The sequence below is a fragment of the Streptomyces sp. NPDC058665 genome (assembly GCF_042714995.1).
GTDB lineage: Bacteria > Actinomycetota > Actinomycetes > Streptomycetales > Streptomycetaceae > Streptomyces.
Window position 1 is genome coordinate 35566 of the sequence record NZ_JBHXRX010000048.1, and the last position, 18073, is coordinate 53638.

Sequence of the window (18073 nt, forward strand, 5' to 3'; positions counted from 1 at the left end):
AGCCTACCCAGGGCATATGCCAATGCCGCCACTCAAACGAATGAGCGACGGCACCGGCGTTGACCTGGGAGAAAGGGTCACTCCCACTCGATCGTGCCCGGCGGCTTGCTCGTCACGTCCAGGACCACGCGGTTCACGTCCGCCACCTCGTTCGTGATGCGGGTGGAGATCTTCGCCAGTACGTCGTACGGCATCCGTGTCCAGTCCGCCGTCATCGCGTCCTCCGATGAGACCGGGCGCAGCACGATCGGGTGGCCGTACGTACGGCCGTCGCCCTGCACGCCCACGGACCGGACGTCCGCGAGCAGCACCACCGGGCACTGCCAGATGTCACGGTCGAGGCCGGCCGCCGTCAGCTCCTCGCGGGCGATGGCGTCCGCCTCGCGCAGCAGGTCCAGGCGTTCGCGCGTGATGTCGCCGACGATACGGATGCCGAGTCCCGGTCCCGGGAAGGGCTGGCGGTGGACAATCTCGTCCGGCAGGCCCAGCTCCTGGCCGACCATCCGGACCTCGTCCTTGAAGAGCTGGCGCAACGGCTCGACCAGGGCGAACTCCAGGTCCTCCGGGAGCCCGCCGACGTTGTGGTGCGACTTGATGTTCGCCGTGCCGGTGCCGCCGCCGGACTCGACCACGTCCGGGTAGAGCGTGCCCTGGACGAGGAACTCGACCGGCTCGCCGGGCTCGGCCTCCGCGACGATCTCCGCCTGGGCCTGCTCGAAGACCCGGATGAACTCGCGGCCGATGATCTTCCGCTTCTGCTCCGGGTCGGAGACCCCGGCCAGCGCGGCCAGGAAGCGCTCCTGTGCGTCGACCACCTTCAGCTGTACGCCGGTCGCGGCGACGAAGTCCTTCTCGACCTGCTCGGTCTCGCCCTTGCGCATCAGCCCGTGGTCGACGTACACGCAGGTCAGCTGCGAACCGATCGCCTTCTGTACGAGGGCGGCGGCGACGGCCGAGTCCACACCGCCGGAGAGACCGCAGATCGCCCGGCTGGAGCCGACCCGCTCGCGGATCGCGGCGACCTGCTCCTCGATGACGTTGCCGGTGGTCCAGGTCGGCTCGATGCCGGCCCCTCGGTAGAGGAAGTGCTCCAGGACCTGCTGGCCGTGCGTGGAGTGCATGACCTCGGGGTGGTGCTGGACGCCGTACAGCTTCTTCTCGTCGTTCTCGAAGGCGGCGACCGGCACGAGGTCCGTGGAGGCGGTGACGGTGAAGCCCTCGGGGGCGGCGGAACAGGCGTCCCCGTGGGACATCCACACCTGCTGCTCGTCCGGGGTGCCCCCGAACAGCGTGGAGCCGGACTGGGAGACGTGCAGTTCCGTACGGCCGTACTCGCGCGAGCCGGTGTTGTCGACCGTCCCGCCGAGCGCCGTCGCCATCAGCTGGAAGCCGTAGCACATGCCGAAGACCGGGACCCCGGCTTCGAAGAGCGCGCGGTCGAGGGTGGGGGCGCCCTCGGCGTACACGGAGGACGGGCCGCCGGAGAGGATGATCGCCTTGGGGTTCTTGGCCAGCATCTCGGCCACCGGCATCGTGGAGGGCACGATCTCGCTGTAGACCCGGGCCTCGCGGACGCGGCGGGCGATGAGCTGGGCGTACTGCGCGCCGAAGTCGACGACGAGTACGGCGTCGGGGGCGGCGGGGGGTACTGCTGGCACGGGCGCGGCCTTCCGGCGGTGAAGGGGTTCGGTACCCCGATTCTAACGGGGGCCGAACACAGCTTTTCGTCTCAGCATCCGAACCCCACGCGGGCTCCCGGCGGCCCTCGGGCATACTGGCCCCCATGCGCGAGCACTCGACCTTCGTCTTTACCTATGGCACCGGCCCGTCCGGCTGCCATGGTCGTGCCGCTTGAGCTGACAAGCGACTTCCCAGGCGCCCCGGGCCGACAGGCCCGGGGCGTTCCGCGTTGTCCGGGCCGGATGTTCGTCGCTCGGGGTCTCCCCCTTCGTACAGAGGAGCCCTTCATGACTGCCACCGACCCCGCTGTCACCGACCGCACCGGCGCCCGTACCGACGACGCCGCGGCGGTGATCGACGGCGCGCGCGAGCGCATCGACGCGCTGGACGACCGGATCATCGGTCTCGTACAGGAACGGATGGCCGTCTCCGCCGTCATCCAGGACGCCCGTATCGCCTCCGGCGGGCGCCGGGTCAACCTCTCGCGCGAGAACGAGATCCTGGCCCGCTTCAGCGACGCGCTCGGCACACCGGGCACCGCGCTCGCGATGACGCTGCTGGAGCTCTCACGCGGCCGGATCTGAGCGGGTACGGATGCGGTACGAGGGCGGTGGCCGTACGGACATGGGTTCGGGCGCGTCCTCACCCGTACGGCGCGTGACCGGACGCGCCGGGCCTTCGTTGGTCCCGATGTCCGTGCCAGCCAGGGGCGGGCACGAACAAACCACGCGTGGCTTCGCTGGGGCGTGTGACGTACCGCTGGTACGTCGTGGGACCTCGCTCCAGCCCGAGTGACCGGTCGGCAGGGGACAGCATGCCCGGTCACCCCAAGAGCGGTCGGCACCGGGGACGCCCGGCGCCGACCGCATACGGATACGGATCCCCCCGTCTCCGACCGCTCCTCCCGCTCAGCAGCCCAGCCGCTCTCCGCTCACCCGTCCACCGTCCCGAACTCGCGGCGCTCCCCCCCCAGCGCCGCGATCCGGCACCGCGCGCCGCCCTGACGCCGCGGTGCCGACGGCAAGGGCCCCGCAGGCGCCCGTCCGATTCGCTTCGGACCGGGCCCGCGGGGCCCTTGTCGCGCGTGGGGTGGTACGTGACGGCCGTCACATAAGGATTCCGTGAGGAAGTGGGCAACCATTTGCCCAGGTCACAGGTCCATCATGCGACACACCGGAGGCGCTGCACTCGGAGGGGGGTGCAGCGCCTCCTTGCTGCCCGGCCGGTTCAGGGAGCGCTACGGCTCCGTCATCGGCGGCACCGCCGGCAGCCCGAGGAACGGCAGCCTCAGCGCCCCGAATGCCGACGCCGGGACCGCCGGCGACTTGGGCGCGACCGCCTCCCGCCGTACGTACGCCGTCCCCGCCGACTGCTCCGGACGCGGGTCCTCCTCCCCCTTGTTGGGCCAGAAGGACATCGCGCGCTCGGCCTGCGCGGTGATGGTGAGCGACGGATTGACGCCGAGGTTCGCCGAGACCGCCGAGCCGTCGACCACCGAGATGCCCGGGTGGCCGTACAGCCGGTGGTACGGGTCGATGACACCGTGCTCCGCGTCCGACCCGATCGGGCAGCCGCCGAGGAAGTGCGCGGTGAGCGGAGTGCCCATCAGCTCACCGACGTTCGAGCCGGCGAAGCCGTTGATCTCTTCGGCCAGCAGGGTCGCCATCCGCGTACCTTCCGCGATCTGCTTGGGGTTGGGGTCGCCATGGCCCTGACGTGCCGTCAGCAGGCCCTTCCCGATGCCGCCTCGCTTGCGGTAGGTCGTCAGCGAGTTGTCGACGGACTGCATGACCAGACCGATGATGGTCCGCTCCGACCAGTGCCGGTAGGAGAGCGAACGGGCCGCGCGGACGGGGTGCTTGGCCATGTTGCCGAGCCAGCCGGCTATCCGGCGGCCGTTCTCGCTGTAGGGGACCTGGAGGATCGAGAGCGAGCCCATCGCGTTGGAGCCCTTGCCGTAACGGACCGGCTCCACATGGGTGTCGGCGTCGGGATGGAAGGAGGAGGTGATGGCGACACCACGGGTGAAGTCCGCACCGCCACCGGCGGCGCCGTACTTCTTCCGGTAGCGCCGGTCGGTGGTCTGGGCGCCCACCAGGGCTTCGGAGTTGGTACGGGTCAGCTCACCGAGCCGGTCGGACAGCCGGGGCAGCCGGCCCCGGTCCTTCATCGTGTGCAGCAGGGTCTGTGTTCCGTACGTTCCCGCCGCGACGACGACTTGGCGGGCGCGCAGCTCCCGTGGCGCGGACGTGCGCCGGTGGGTGGGGACGGTCGCGACGCGATGGCCGCCCGCCGGGTCCTCTGTGATGTCGACGACGGTCGTCATCGGGCGGATGACGGCCCCGGCCTGTTCGGCGAGATGGAGGTAGTTCTCGTTGAGCGTGTTCTTGGCGCCGTGCCGGCAGCCGGTCATGCACTCGCCGCACTGGGTGCAGGCCTTGCGGGAGGGACCGGCGCCGCCGAAGTACGGGTCGCCGACGGACGCGCCGGGCTCGGCACGTTCCGTACCGTCGGCGTCCTTGCCGTCGCCGAAGAAGACCCCGACCGGTGCGAGGTGGAAGGTGTCGCCCACGCCCATCGCCTGCGCGGTGGCCTTCAGATGGACGTCCGAGGGGGTCATGACCGGGTTGAGCCTGACGCCGAGCATCCGCTTGGCCTGGTCGTAGTACGGGGCGAGTTCGGCCTGCCAGTCGGTGATGCCGGCCCACTGCCTGTCCTCGAAGAACGCCTTCGGCGGCACGTACAGCGTGTTCGCGTAGTTGAGCGAGCCGCCGCCGACACCGGCGCCGGCCAGGACCATGACATTGCCGAGCAGATGGACCCGCTGGATGCCGAAGAGGCCGAGGGCCGGGGCCCAGAGATAGTTCTTGAGGTCCCAGGAGTTCTTGGGGAGGGTGCCGGGAGTGAAGCGGCGGCCGGCTTCGAGGACACCGACCCGGTAGCCCTTCTCGGTCAGCCGCAGCGCGGAGACCGCGCCGCCGAAGCCCGACCCGACGACGATGACGTCGTAGTCGTAGCCGTCGTTGCCCTCATAGCCGTCGCGGTCGCGGTCCTCGCGCTCGTCGCCCTCCGGCCCCCGGGCATGGGTGTCCCCTGACATCGGCTCTCCTTCTTCCCATCAGCGCAGCCGGAAGGCCTTGAGCGCGCGCAGGCTCCTGGTCATGAACGCCGCGTACTTCTCGTCGTCCATGCCCATCGACGGAGCCATCGGCAGCACGCGCTGCCGCGCGACGGTCTGTACCTCGGTGAATTTGAGAATGCCTTCGGAGCCGTGCCTGCGGCCGAGGCCCGACTCCTTCATGCCGCCCATCGGCGCCTGGACGCTGCCGTACGCGGAGGCGTACCCCTCGTTGATGTTGACGGTGCCGGTGCGCAGCCGGGTCGCGACCGCGTGCCCACGCCGGGCGTCACGTGTCCATACGCTCGAATTGAGCCCGTACGGCGTGGAGTTGGCCAGCTCGACGGCCTCGTCCTCGTCGCGGAACCGGTAGATGGACACGACCGGCCCGAAGGTCTCCTCGGTGCAGACCGACATCGGCGCCTCGACGCCCTCCAGGATGGTGGGCTCGTAGAAGTACGGCCCGATGTCGGGGCGCGCGACACCGCCCGCGAGGACCGTGGCGCCCTTGGCGACGGCCTCATCGACATGGCCGGTCACGGTCTTGAGCTGGCGCTCGCCGACGAGCGAGCCCATGTCGGCGCCGTACGCGAGCGCGGACCCCAGCCGCATCGCCTTCGTACGGGCGACGAACCGCTCCACGAACGCGTCGGCGACCGACTCGTGGACATACAACCGCTCGATGGAGACGCAGAGTTGGCCCGCCGTGGAGAAGCAGGCGCGCACCGCGCCGGCCGCCGCCTTCTCGATGTCGGCGTCACGCAGGACCAGCATGGCGTTCTTGCCGCCGAGTTCGAGGGAGGCGCCGACGAGCCGGCTCGCCGCACGCCGCGCCACCTCGCGGCCGGTGCGGGTGGAGCCGGTGAACGAGATGTAGTCGCCGCGCTCGACGACCTCCGGTCCGACGACCGCGCCCTCGCCGATCACCACCTGGAACAGCCCGGCCGGCAGCCCGGCCTCGACCAGCAGGTCACGTGCCCACAGGGCGGTGAGCGCGGTCTCGGTGTCGGGCTTCATCACCACGGCGTTGCCCGCCGCGAAGGCGGGCAGGGCATCACCGACGGAGAGTTCGAGGGGGTAGTTCCAGGGCACGATCTGGCCGACGACACCGCGCGGGTGGCGCTGCACGGTCACCGTGGTCAGCAGGGGTACGGCGCCGGTGTGCCGTTTCGGCCGCAGATACGCCGGGGCCTTGCGCCCGTAGTGGCGGGCGGCGACGGCCACGGACTGGACCTCTTCGTGCGCGTGCAGCCTCGCCTTGCCGGTCTCCAGCTGGATGAGGTCGAGCACCTCGGCCTGGCGCTCCAGCAGGAGGTCGTGGAAGCGGAGCAGGACGGCGGCACGCTTCCGTACGGAGGTCGCCGCCCAGACGGGCTGCGCGACGCGGGCGCGCGCGAAGGCATCGGCGACGTCATCGGGGGTGGACTCGGGCAGGTCGGCGAGCTTCTCGCCGGTGGCCGGGGTGTGGTTCGCGGTCTGTCCGGAACCCACGACGCCCCTGATGAGCTGGGCGAGCACCTCGGGAGTGACCACGTCGGCGGCGGTGCGCACGCCGGCGGGCACCGGAGCCACGGGATTGGTCGTGGGGGCCTGTGAGTCCGTCATGAGGGCGAGGGTATGCCGCATCCAGGACTTTGGGTACCCGCCGGTAACACCCTTTTCACCGCACCTGCTCAGGGCAGGTACTTGCTCTCGATCTCCAGATGCTCGACCACGTTCGAGAAGAGTTCCTCCCCGTCCGTCACGGCGTCCCCCTCGGCCGGCATCGCCACCCGCAGCCGCCAGTGCACCTCGTCGCTGCCCGGGACGATCAGCTCGTGGTAGCGGTAACGGATCGGGTCCTCGGACGAGTCTCCGTACGCCACGAAGTCGACGATGTTGTCGAACGCCTTGTCCGAGCCGCCGAACGACGAATCCTGGCTCTTGTACTCCGCGTCCTTGATCTCCGAACCGTTGTCGCCGCCGCCCTCGTAGTACTTCTGCCAGTCCGCCTTCTCGGCCGGCAGAACCTCGTTGTCCGGCTTCTTCTGGACCTGGTCCATGGAGACGGTGAAGACACCGCTCGGATCCCGGAAGGTGACACGGCTGTCCTCGGTCAGACTCTCCTGGGACCGCCGGTAGTCCTCCGGGACAGCGATCTTGGCGTCGAGGATCTCGACCTCGGAGCGGACCTCCCAGCCCTCCGGCAGTTCGTCGCCGGCGAACGGGTTGAAGAAGACCAGCCCCAGCACGATGGCCACCGCGAGCACGCCGCCGCCGAGGCCGTACTGCGCCGGGCGGTTGCGGTGCAGTACGGGCGGGACCCACTTGCTGCCGCCCGCGCCGCCGCCGGTGCCCGCGCTCCGGTAGAGCCTCGTCGCCTCCGGGGAGAGCTGCGGCGGACGCGCCACCGACTCCAGCACCGCCCGCACCTCGGCCGCGGTGGGACGCGCCGCCGGGTCCTTCCGCAGGAGCTGCATCACGACCGTGCCGAAGGCGCCCGACCCGCGGGCCGGCATCTGCGGCTCGGCGGAGAGCACGGCCTGGAGCGTCGCGGGGATGTTCGAGCGGCGGTACGGGGACATCCCCTCGACCGCCGCGTACAGCACGACGCCCAGCGACCACAGGTCCGACTCGGGCCCGGGGCGCTGGCCGAGCACCCGCTCGGGCGAGATGAACTCCGGTGAGCCGACGAACGCCCCGGTCTCCGTCAGCCCCTGCTGGCCCTCGACCTGGGCGATGCCGAAGTCGCTGAGCACGACGCGGTCGCCGCGCCCGAGCAGGACGTTGTCGGGCTTCACGTCGCGGTGCAGCACACCGGCCTCGTGGGCGGCGTTCAGCGCGTTCAGTACGTCGAGCCCGATCCTGGCGGCCTCGCGCGGGTCGAGCGTGCCTTCCTGGAGACGGTCGGCGAGCGACTGGCCGCGCACCAGCTCCATGACGATCCACGGTTTGGCGTCCTCGACGACCACGTCGTGCATCGTGACGACCGAGGGATGGTCGATCCGCGCCGCGGAGGTCGCCTCGCGCTGCATCCGCCGGTGGACGGTGTCGCGTTCCTGGGCGCTCAGATGCTCGGGCACCCGGGGTTCCTTGACCGCGACGTCGCGGTCCACGACCTCGTCGTGCGCCAGCCAGACCGTGCCCATGCCGCCGTGGCCGAGCCGCGAGACGAGGCGGTAGCGGCCACCGAGCAGACGTCCGGCCGACGGGTCGGGCGCGGTGGGGCCCTGCGGGGTCCCGAGGCCCTGCGGCGTCTGCTGTGTCGGCTGGTACGGGGAACCCTGCGGGCTCTGGGGAGCCTGGGGCGGCACCTGCGGCGGCTGTCCCTGGTGCGGCGGATACGCCTGCGACTGCGGCTGAGGCGGTCGAAGGCCGTAGCTGGTGGGCTCGTTCGCCCGTCCCCCGTCGTTCGTCATGACCACATCCTTACGGAAAGCACATCTCGAAGGCCACCGGGGGGCGGCAGCGGGTGCAGAGCCGTGACATCACGGTTTCACTCGCGTACCTCGCGACGGGCTCCCGCGCTCACCCGCCCGCGCCGTCCGAACCGCCCGCGCCGTCCGGCTGCCAGCCGCCGAGCATGATGTCGAACTGCGTCTGGGTGGTGGACCAGTCGTCGACGGGACCGGACATGTAGAGCGCGTACTCGGTCGAGTCGTCGGCCGAGTAGTACATCTGGTCGATCGCGCGGCGCTCCCCCTTGTGCCCCTGTTCCTCGGTCCAGGTGAACTCCCAGAGCGCGGCCTTCGTCTGGCCGCGGAAGGTGTTGGGGCGCAGCTTGACCCGGTCGTACTGGGGCAGGCGGCCGACGTCCTTCTCCATGTCCTGCATGTGGTGGTAGGGATCGGGGAAGTCCGGCGAGGTGTCGACGGCGATACGCAGCAGGTGGACGCCGTTGTCGGGGGTGTAGTCGATCTGGTCGCCGTCCTGCTGGCGCTGCCAGCCCTCGGGGACGATGAGGCTGAAGCCCGCGGGATCGTTCACCCGTACCCAGCCGTCCGGGACGGCGTCGTCGGTGCGCTCGCCGTCGGTGCTGTCCTGGCCGCCGTTGTCCTTCCCGCCGCCGCCCGTATCGCCGTTCGCGCTGGTGTCCTTGCCGTCGTCGGAGGAGTCGCCGCTGGGCTCCGGGTTCGCTCCGCCGCTCGTGCCCGCGCTTGTGCCCGGGTCGTCGTTCTTGCCGGCCTCCATGGCGAAGTAGCCGGCCACGCCGCCGACGAGTGCGGCGACGACTATCGCGACGACTATCGCGGGCCAACGGCTTTTCCCTGCGGGCGTGTTGGCAGGCGTGGGGGCGGTATGCGGACCGGTCGCCTGCGGGTAGGCGTGCGGCGGTGTGTGCCCGTACGGGGAGGGGTACGGCGTCGCGGTGTGCTGGGGCTGCTGGGGCTGCTGGGGCTGCTGGGCCTGCGACTGCTGGTCCCCCGGGTGCGGTGTGTACGGCGGCACCGGGGCCGTGACGGCCTCCTGCCGCACCGCCCGCGGCTCCCGCCCCTCCAGCACCTCCCGCAGCATCCGCTCCGTCTCGGCGGCGTCCGGGCGGGCCTCCGGGTCCTTGTGGAGCAGCGCGGTGATCACGGGCGCGAGCGGCCCCGCGCGTACGGGAGCCGGCGGTTCGTCGGTGATCACCGCCTGCATGGTGGCGACCGCCGACGTACGGCGGAACGGTGACGTTCCCTCCACCGCCGTGTGCAGCGTCGCGCCCAGCGACCACAGGTCGGAGGCCGGTCCGGGATCGCTGCCGCGCACCCGCTCGGGTGCCAGATAGTCGATGGAGCCGACGAGTTCACCGGTCCGCGTGATGGCCGAGTCGCCCTCGATGGCGGCGATCCCGAAGTCCGTCAGCAGCACACCGCCGTCCCGCGCGAGCAGGACGTTGCCGGGCTTGACGTCGCGGTGCAGCACCCCGGCGGCGTGCGCGGCACGCAGCGCGCCGAGCACCTGGAGGCCGATCCGGGCCGCTTCCCGTACCACGATTGGGTCGGACTTGAGCGCGTCCGCGAGCGAGGGACCGTCCACGTACTGCATGACGATCCACGGCCGCCCGCCGTGGTCGAGCACGTCGTGGACCGTCACCACGGCGGGGTGGCTGATCCGGGCCGCGGCTCTGGCCTCTTTCTGCGTGCGGGCGTGCAGCACCGTGCGGTCGGCCGCCGTGACGTACAGCGCGGCCGTCAACTCCTTGACGGCGACTGTCCTGTTGAGGAGTTCGTCGTAGGCGCGCCACACCTGGCCCATGCCGCCTCTGCCGATGGCCTCGCCGAGCTTGTAGCGCCCGGCGAGCATCTGACCCTCGCGCGTTACCTCAGAATCTTCCACGTGCCCCCGCCTGGTGCCCCCGCCTGCTCCTCGGAGTGACAGATTACGGAGCGGAGGCGCGGACACGGAACCTGGGCCCGCCCATGAAACCGCACCGTGACACGACCGATGCGACCGGACGGACCGTCAGCGGGCTTTCAGGGCAGGGCCGGTGAGGATTCGGCGGACTCGGCGGCGGGTCAGCGGGTGATCCGGTAGGAGCCGGTCGCCTGCTGGTAGATCTCGGAGACCTTGTCGCGCTCGTTCTCCGGCCCGATGACCTGGATGATGTGGTAGCTGTCCTTGACGATCATGACGAGATTCCGGACGTAGACCTCTTGTCCGGTGCTGCTCTGCCAGGTGAACTGCCCCTCGGCCATGGGCTGTTGTCCGACGTCGATCCGGCGCAGACCCGATGAGGTGGCCCAGGAAGAGTCCCGGTAGGGCTGCAACTCCCGTTGCTTGTCCCGCTGGTAGGCCATCGGGTCGGCGCCGTTGTCGGCCACGGTGTCGCGTCCCGGCACCACGATGAGCGTGTAGTCGCCCCGTACGTAACGGACTTGGCCGCTGTCGTTGATCGGGCGGCGCTCCCAGCTCTTGTCCACGCCGATCTCGAAGCCCTCGGTGTCCTTGCGCAGGACGTACCCGTCCGCGAGGTCGGCCGGGGACCCGGAGGTCTGCGGGGTCGAGGAGTTGGGGTCCGCCGGCTGGTCGGCGCCGTTGTCCGGGGTCGTGTCCGGGTTCTGCTCCCCTGGCGTCGCCGGAGCGCTCGGATTCGCACCCGCCCCGGTCCCCGACCCCGTCTCGTCGGCCTTCGGCAGGAACATCACGGCGAAGGCGATGGCCGCGACCATCAGCACGAGGATCACGGCGAGCAGGACGCGGCCGAGGGAACGCGGCGACCCGCCGCCGCCCGCCGTCCGCCGTCCGGGCTCGCGGTACTCCCTGTCGCCGAAGTCGTCGTCCCGGTGGTCCCGTTCGGCGTACGAGCGGTCCGGCTCGCGCCGCGGCTCGACGTACGCCTCGCCGTGCGACGCCTGTGCCAGGCCGCGCCGCTCGGAGGATCTGCCGCCCTTCTCCTTGCGCTCCTTGACCTTCTTGTGGCGGTGCCGGCCGGCGTCGCCGCCACGGCCGCGGCCACGGCGCTTGCGGACCAGCTCACCCCTGCGGCGCACGATGGGCAGCCGCTCGTCCACGGAGGGCACGGCGACGACATCGAGACCGGCGTCGGGCTCGGGCGCGGAGCGCACCAGCGAACGCAGCCAGCCGCGCAGCTCCTCGAAGTCCGGGCGCTCCGTGGGGTCCTGGCGGAGCAGGGACTCCACGACGGGGCGCAGCGGGCCGCACTCCTCGGCGAACGCGGGCGGTTCGGCGCAGACGAGCTGGACCAGTTCGGCCGCGTTCTCCTCCGGATACGGGGCGTGGCCCTGGACGGCGCGGTAGAGCAGCGCGCCCAGCGCCCACAGGTCGGTGGACGGGCCGATGGGCGGGGCGAGTTGCCAGTTCTCGTGGACCGGCCCTGCCTGTTCGGGTGCCCACCGTTCGGTGACGGCGCCGACGACGGCTATCCGTGCCTGGCGCGCGCGTTCGGCGGCGAGCGGGGTGGCGGGGCCCCGGTACGCGGGGGTCGTGCCGCCCGCGACGACATCGTCCCAGCGTCCGGCCGGCGCGGTGGAGCCGGGGACGGCGGGCAGGTTCGCCGACTGCCGCCGGGCGTCGGCGCGCATGGCGTCGCTGGTGCCCGAACCGTGCCAACTGCCGCCGCTGCCACCGCTGGTGGTGCCGCCGCCGGTGCTGCCCGCGCTCTGCTGCGGCAGGTACGGGGACGAGCCGCCGGCCGGGGGCAGCGCCGGTACGCCGCGTGTGCCTGGCGTCTGGTGGTACGGGTCGCCACCGCCCGCGGGCAGCGGGGCGGAGCCGTCACCGGGGGCCGAGGGACCGTCGTGCCAGGTGCCGGCCAACTGGACGCGGCGGGGCGGGCCTGGCTCGTCGTCGTCCGTGCCGGGGTCGTCGCCGTCGTCCTCGTACCGTCCGCGCCCGGTGTCGATCTCGCGGGGCGGCATGGCCCACCAGTCGGGGTCGCGGTTGTCGCTCTGCGAAGGCCCGGCCGCTCCGGCAGCGCCCGATGGGCCCTCCGGGGAGCCGCCGCGGCCTGCGGGGGCCGAGGGGTCCGACAGGGGCACGGGACGCTGTGCGGGCACGGTGCCACTGTCGCGCTGCTGGTCCTCGGTGACCCGGGCGGCGGCGCGCGCTCCCGCGCGGTAGGCGGCGATGGCTCCGGCGCGCGCGGCGCGGGTGTCCGCCGGGCCGCCGCGCGAGGGGTTGGCGGGCAGGGCGGGCCTGCCGGTGTAGGGGAGGACGGGGGCCGCTCCCGTACCGCTGTCGGCGCCCGTGCCCGTACCGCCGGGGCTGTCAGGGCCGTCGGCGTCGCCCTGGGCGACGGGGCGGCCGGAGGGATCGGTCCGGTACGCGTCGCTTCCGTACGGGCCCTGGCCGTACGGGACTTCGCCGAAGGACCGGCCGCCGTACGAACCGTCACCGTAGGTCGCCTCGCCGTACGGACCGTCGGCCGAGCGGGCCGTCTCCAGCGCCGCGCGTCCGGGGGACGCGGGCCCGACGGGGACGCCCAGGGCGGACGTGCCGGGCGGCAGCGCCTCGGAGGTGCCCGTACGGCCCGCGGGGATGCCGGCGGCTGCCTGTTCGGTGCCCGGAACGGGCCCCGGAATCTCGCCGACGGGCCGGTGACCGGCTTCGAAACCGCCCTCCTCGGGCGAAGCGGGCACCGGCATGTAGCCGCAGAGCGCCTCCTCGGCCGCGCCGGCGGCGAGGCCGGTGAGCACCACGCGCCCGTCGTCGCAGACGAGCACCGTGCGGATGGTGATGTTCCGGTGGGTCCAGCCGTGGGCGTGCAGCACCCGCACGGCGGTGAGCACGTCCGAGGCGATCTCGGCGGCGCGGTAAGGGTTGAGGGGCTTCTCGGCGAGCAGGGCGGCCAGCGGTCTGGCCGCGACGAGTTCACTCACTATCCACAGCGAGCCGCCCTCGGCGAAGACGTCGAAGACCTGGTCGAGCCGGGGGTGGTCGGGGATCTGCGCGGCGCTCTGCGCGGCCTCGATGGCGCGGCGCACCGCGGGGTCGGTGGGTCTGCGTGTCGTACGGCCCGAGACCCGCCGGGTGGCGGCTGCGCCGTCCGGGTCGACCATCTCGGCGTCCACGACCTCAGGCAACGGCACTTGCCTGACGAGGACTTCCTGCGCGCTGTAGGTGTCGAACGCACGCGTCTCGACGAGGTCGAACTCGTCGGACGGGGGCAGGGGAAGGCGGTAGCGGTCGGCGAGTACCCGTCCCGCGTAGTCGTCCACGACGCCTCCCACACCCGCGCTGTCCCTCGGCCTCCGGATCGTCGGAGACCCCGCGAAACCGCCAATTCCGGTCGTTTACCGGCCCATTGTGACTGCGTACGGTCCGCGAGCTCTCACGATACGTGGCCGCACAGAAATATGCCGCCGGGTCGCCGCAACACAGGTCTTAACCTTCCCGGCAACCTGCGCCCGTACGCCCCGGCGCACCGTGCCACTGACCGCCGTGGCCCGTTCCGGTCATCTTGCGCGCCGCTCCACAGACGGTCGCATCAATCACCGGAACGGGTGGTATCGCCCACGAGTTCACGCCATCGCGACGCGTTCACGCCGCGCTCCGCCGTCAGTCCGACGGCTTGAAAGTGCTGTACGCCGTCTCACGGAGCGTCCGGCACTCGTCGTCGTCCCACTCGCCCGCCTCACAGGTGATCATGATCGCGTAGCCGTGTGTGGCGTCGGCCTTGAAGCCGCGGTTCAGCACGCGCACCCGTTCGCCGTTCTGGTCGCGCTCGAACTCCCAGTCGGCGGTGGTCGGATAGCCGTTGAACTCCACCGACTTGAGGCCCAGGCGCTTGTAGTTGCCGAGGGTGCCCTTGATCTGGGCTTCGAGCTGCTCCCAGGCGCGCTTCGCGTCGTCGGTCGGCTTCGCGTTGAAGTCGACCTGGATACGCGGGAATCCGCCGTTCTCGCTGTAGATCCCGCCCGAACTCTGGCCCGCCGTACCGGTGCGCCGGAAGTCGTCGGGCATCGCCATGGAGAAGCGGAACTGCTTGTCCGTGATCGTCTTGAAGTCGTCGGGCAGTCCCTTGCCGTCCGAACCGGAGTCGGAGCCGGAATCCGAATCGGAGTCGGAATCGCCGGAGCCCGGCCCCGAGTTGTCCGTGCCTGAGCCGTTCGAGGCCGGGTCGTCCGACGCGTTGCCTTCAGCGTCCGCCTTGGCCGAATCCTGCTGCTTGTCCTTGCCCGCCGTGTCGTCGGCGCCGCCCTTGGCGTCGTCACCGGCGGTGGCCCCGGCCGACGCGGCGGTGTCGTCCTTGCCCGTGCCGCCCCCGGCCGTCTTGTCCGAGTCGTCGCTCAGGGCGACGGCCAGGACGACGGCGAGGATCGCCAGCACGACGACGCCCGCGATGATCGCCAGCGTGCGGCGCGGGACGACATCGGTGAGGGACGCCCGCGTGACCGGGGTGTACGCGGCGTTGCCGCCCGGTGCGGGTGTGGCGGGTGCGGACGGCGACGCGGCTGCCGTGCCCGCCCCGCCTGTACCTGCGGCGCCGGCCCCGGCGGTGCTTGCGCCGCGGGCAGGTTCCTTGGCCTTGCCCTTCGACCGGGGCTCGGGCACCAGGGGGAGCGGTGGCAGCGGCACGACCCGGGTCGCGTCGGCGGCCGGCTCTGGCTGCTCCGCGGGGTCGGGGGCGTCGATGACGTCCTGGAGCAGGGCCCGCGCGCCGGGCTCGTCGAGCCGTAGCGCCGGATCCTTGGCCAGCAGGCCGTAGATGACCTCTTCCAGCGCGCCCGCGTTCTTCGGCGGGTCGAGCGGCTCGGTCATGACGGCGGTGAGGGTCGCGATGGCCGACCCCTTGTCGTACGGCGGGCAGCCCTCGACCGACGCGTAGAGCAGTCCGCCCAGCGACCACAGGTCGGCGGCGGGGCCTGGCTTCTTGCCACGGGCGCGCTCGGGCGAGATGTACGAGGGGGCGCCGACGAGCATGCCGGTGGAGGTGACCGACGGGTCGCCCTCCACCTGTGCGATGCCGAAGTCGGTGAGGACGACGCGTCCGTCGTCGGAGATCAGCACGTTGGACGGCTTCACGTCCCGGTGCAGGATGCCCTGGAGGTGGGCCGAGCGCAGCACGTCCAGGACCGCGAGCCCGACCTCGGCGGCGCGCCTCGGGGTGAGGATCCCGTCCTCGCGGACGACGTCGGCGAGGGACTTGCCCTCGATGAGTTCCATGACGATCCACGGCCGGTCGTCCTCGTCCACGACGTCGTAGACCGTGACCGCCCCGTTGCTGCGGATACGGGCGATCGCCTTGGCCTCGCGCAGGGTGCGCGTGATGAGGCGGCGCTTCTCGTCCTCGTCGATGCTGCTGGGGAAGCGCAGCTCCTTGACGGCGACCGTACGGCCCAGCGTCTCGTCGACGGCCCGCCAGACCGTGCCCATTCCACCGCGGCCGAGCACCTCACCGAGCCGGTACCGCCCGGAGAGCAGGCGCCCTTCGGAGACCGCCTTGGCGTCAGAGGTCGATCCGGCCTCGGGGGTCGATTCGGTCTCGCGCTCCGTGTCGTCCGTGTCGTTCCCGGGGTCCCGCGCCGTGTCCCGCGACTGCTCCGCCTCCGCCATGCGTCCCCTCTGCGATCCCTGGTGTCCGCCCGCGCCCGAGGGCTGTCGTCCGTCGGCCCTGCGGGCGGGGCCAGTTCGAAGACATCCCCCTGGCGCCTGCCCGCGCGCGGCGCGGTAACGCGCCCTGACAGAGCCCCCATTGTCCCTCACTCCGGCGCATGCGATGCTCCCGGGTCCGAGGTCGGCCGGGCCCAGGTCCCAAGCGGACTCCGGCGCGGGGCCGTTGGGCGGGGCCCGGCGGACGGCGTCGCTGGTCATGCCCCTGTTCGAGGCTCGAACAAGCCGCTCTGAGACATCTGTCTCAGGGCCGCCACAGGCGCCCCACCAGCCTCAACTCCCCCCGGACACCCCGGCCCACCCCGGGCGCCCCACTCCGGAAGTCACCCGGGGGACCCGGGGCACCCGGACACGCGAGCACCCGAACAACCCCGGGCAGCCGGGCATCTCACAGCGGCACGATGTCCGGCGCCCCGAGCCTCGCCGCGTCCGCCGTCAGGTCGTCCGGCTGCCGCTGCGACTCGCGCTCCGCCTCCACCCGCTTGCGGTAGTGCTCGACCTCCTTGTCGATCTGGTCCGTGTCCCAGCCGAGGACCGGCGCCATCAGCTCCGCGCACTCCCGCGCGGAGCGCGTCCCCCGGTCGAACGTCTCGATCGAGATACGCGTCCGCCTCGTCAGGACGTCGTCCAGATGGCGTGCCCCCTCGTGCGACGCCGCGTACACGATCTCGGCCCGCAGATAGTCCTCGGCGGCGCCGAGCGGCTCGCCGAGCCCCGGGTCGGCCGCGATCAGCTCCAGCAGCTCCTCGACCAGCGCCCCGTACCGGTTCAGCAGATGCTCCACGCGCACCACATGGAGGCCGGTCCGCGCGGCGATCCCCGCCCGCGCGTTCCACAGAGCGCGGTAGCCCTCGGCGCCGAGCAGCGGGATGTCCTCCGTCACGCAGCCCGCCACCCGCTGGTCGAGGCCGTGCACCGCCTCGTCCACCGCGTCCTTGGCCATGACCCGGTAGGTCGTGTACTTGCCGCCGGCGACGACGACCATCCCCGGCACCGGGTGCGCGACCGTGTGCTCGCGCGACAGCTTGCTCGTCGCGTCGGACTCGCCTGCCAGCAGCGGGCGCAGCCCCGCGTACACCCCTTCCACGTCGTCACGCGTCAGCGGTACGGCGAGGACCGAGTTGACGTGTTCGAGGAGATAGTCGATGTCCGCGCTGGAGGCGGCCGGGTGCGCCTTGTCGAGGTCCCAGTCGGTGTCGGTGGTGCCCACGATCCAGTGTCTGCCCCACGGGATGACGAACAGCACCGACTTCTCGGTCCGCAGGATCAGCCCGGTCGAGGAGTGGATGCGGTCCTTGGGGACGACCAGATGGATGCCCTTCGACGCCCGCACGTGGAACTGTCCGCGCTCGCCGATCAGCGCCTGGGTGTCGTCGGTCCACACCCCGGTCGCGTTGACGATCTGCTTCGCCCGGATCTCGTACTCCCCTGCCCCGTCCACGTCCCGCACCCGGGCCCCGACGACCCGCTCGCCCTCGCGCAGGAAGCCGACCACGCGGGCCCTGCTCGCGGGATGCGCGCCGTAGCTCGCGGCCGTACGCACCAGGGTGGCCACATAGCGCGCGTCGTCCATCTGCGCGTCGTAGTACTGCAACGCGCCCACCAGCGCGTCCTTCTTGAGCGCGGGCGCCACGCGCAGCGCGCGGCGGCGGGAGAGATGGCGGTGCGTCGGCAGACCCCTGCCGTGGCCCGAGGAGAACGACATCGCGTCGTACAGCGCGACGCCCGATCCGGCGTAGAACCTCTCCCACCCCTTGTGCCGCAACGGGTAGAGGAACGGCACCGGCTTCACCAGATGCGGGGCCAGCCGCTCCAGCAGCAGGCCGCGCTCCTTGAGAGCCTCCCTGACGAGGCCGAAGTCGAGCATCTCCAGATAGCGCAGGCCCCCGTGGATCAGCTTGCTCGACCGGCTCGACGTGCCCGAAGCCCAGTCACGCGCCTCGACGAGCCCGGTCGAGAGCCCCCGCGTGACGGCGTCGAGCGCGGTCCCGGCACCGACCACACCCGCGCCCACGACCAACACGTCCAGTTCACGCTCGGCCATCTCCGCCAGAGCCGTGGCGCGCTCCTCCGGTCCCAGTGTCGCTGTCCTCACCGCTGCCTCCCTCGCCCCCCGTGTTGTTCGGGCTCTTCGATTCTGTCCGCCCTCACCGACTTCAGCCACCGCCTGTGGACAACACCGGCTGAAGATCGGATCGGACCTGATAAATCGCCAGACATGTCACTCATTGTCCGGCCATG

General features: G+C 71.7%; 9 protein-coding genes. 1 reads left to right on the top strand and 8 read right to left on the bottom strand.

Translation table 11 applies throughout. The features are described from left to right. Nucleotides 1–77: 77 nt before the first annotated feature. Entirely contained in the window at nucleotides 78–1658 is a 1581-nt protein-coding gene (gene guaA, locus ACFWV8_RS27195) for a glutamine-hydrolyzing GMP synthase (RefSeq protein WP_384208977.1), read from the bottom strand. A gap of 309 nt (nucleotides 1659–1967) precedes the next feature. Between guaA and ACFWV8_RS27200 the strand changes: the two genes are divergently transcribed. Continuing rightward, nucleotides 1968–2264: a chorismate mutase gene (locus ACFWV8_RS27200; RefSeq protein WP_384208980.1), complete on the top strand. Its 297-nt coding sequence runs from the start codon at nucleotides 1968–1970 to the stop codon at nucleotides 2262–2264. A gap of 653 nt (nucleotides 2265–2917) precedes the next feature. Here ACFWV8_RS27200 and ACFWV8_RS27205 read toward each other — a convergent pair. From ACFWV8_RS27205 to ACFWV8_RS27235, 7 genes are all read right to left on the bottom strand, one after another. Next, nucleotides 2918–4780 (bottom strand): GMC oxidoreductase, encoded by a 1863-nt coding sequence (locus ACFWV8_RS27205; RefSeq protein WP_384208984.1) that lies wholly within the window; start codon nucleotides 4778–4780, stop codon nucleotides 2918–2920. An 18-nt stretch (nucleotides 4781–4798) separates the two neighbouring features. Continuing rightward, nucleotides 4799–6403 carry a succinic semialdehyde dehydrogenase gene (locus ACFWV8_RS27210; RefSeq protein WP_384208987.1) on the bottom strand — a complete coding sequence of 535 codons (1605 nt, stop codon included), beginning with the start codon at nucleotides 6401–6403 and terminating at the stop codon, nucleotides 4799–4801. Between the two features lie 68 nt (nucleotides 6404–6471). Beyond that, complete coding sequence (locus tag ACFWV8_RS27215; RefSeq protein ID WP_384208991.1) at nucleotides 6472–8196, bottom strand: serine/threonine-protein kinase; 1725 nt, start codon at nucleotides 8194–8196, stop codon at nucleotides 6472–6474. 109 nt (nucleotides 8197–8305) lie between these two features. After that, on the bottom strand, nucleotides 8306–10096 hold the full coding sequence (locus tag ACFWV8_RS27220) for a serine/threonine-protein kinase (RefSeq protein WP_384208996.1): 1791 nt from the start codon (nucleotides 10094–10096) through the stop codon (nucleotides 8306–8308). Nucleotides 10097–10275: 179 nt separating this feature from the next. Then, nucleotides 10276–13437: a protein kinase gene (locus ACFWV8_RS27225; RefSeq protein ID WP_384209035.1), complete on the bottom strand. Its 3162-nt coding sequence runs from the start codon at nucleotides 13435–13437 to the stop codon at nucleotides 10276–10278. A 340-nt stretch (nucleotides 13438–13777) separates the two neighbouring features. Next, nucleotides 13778–15775 (bottom strand): serine/threonine-protein kinase, encoded by a 1998-nt coding sequence (locus tag ACFWV8_RS27230; RefSeq protein WP_384209001.1) that lies wholly within the window; start codon nucleotides 15773–15775, stop codon nucleotides 13778–13780. A gap of 445 nt (nucleotides 15776–16220) precedes the next feature. Next, nucleotides 16221–17927: a glycerol-3-phosphate dehydrogenase/oxidase gene (locus ACFWV8_RS27235; RefSeq protein ID WP_384209005.1), complete on the bottom strand. Its 1707-nt coding sequence runs from the start codon at nucleotides 17925–17927 to the stop codon at nucleotides 16221–16223. Nucleotides 17928–18073 lie beyond the last annotated feature (146 nt).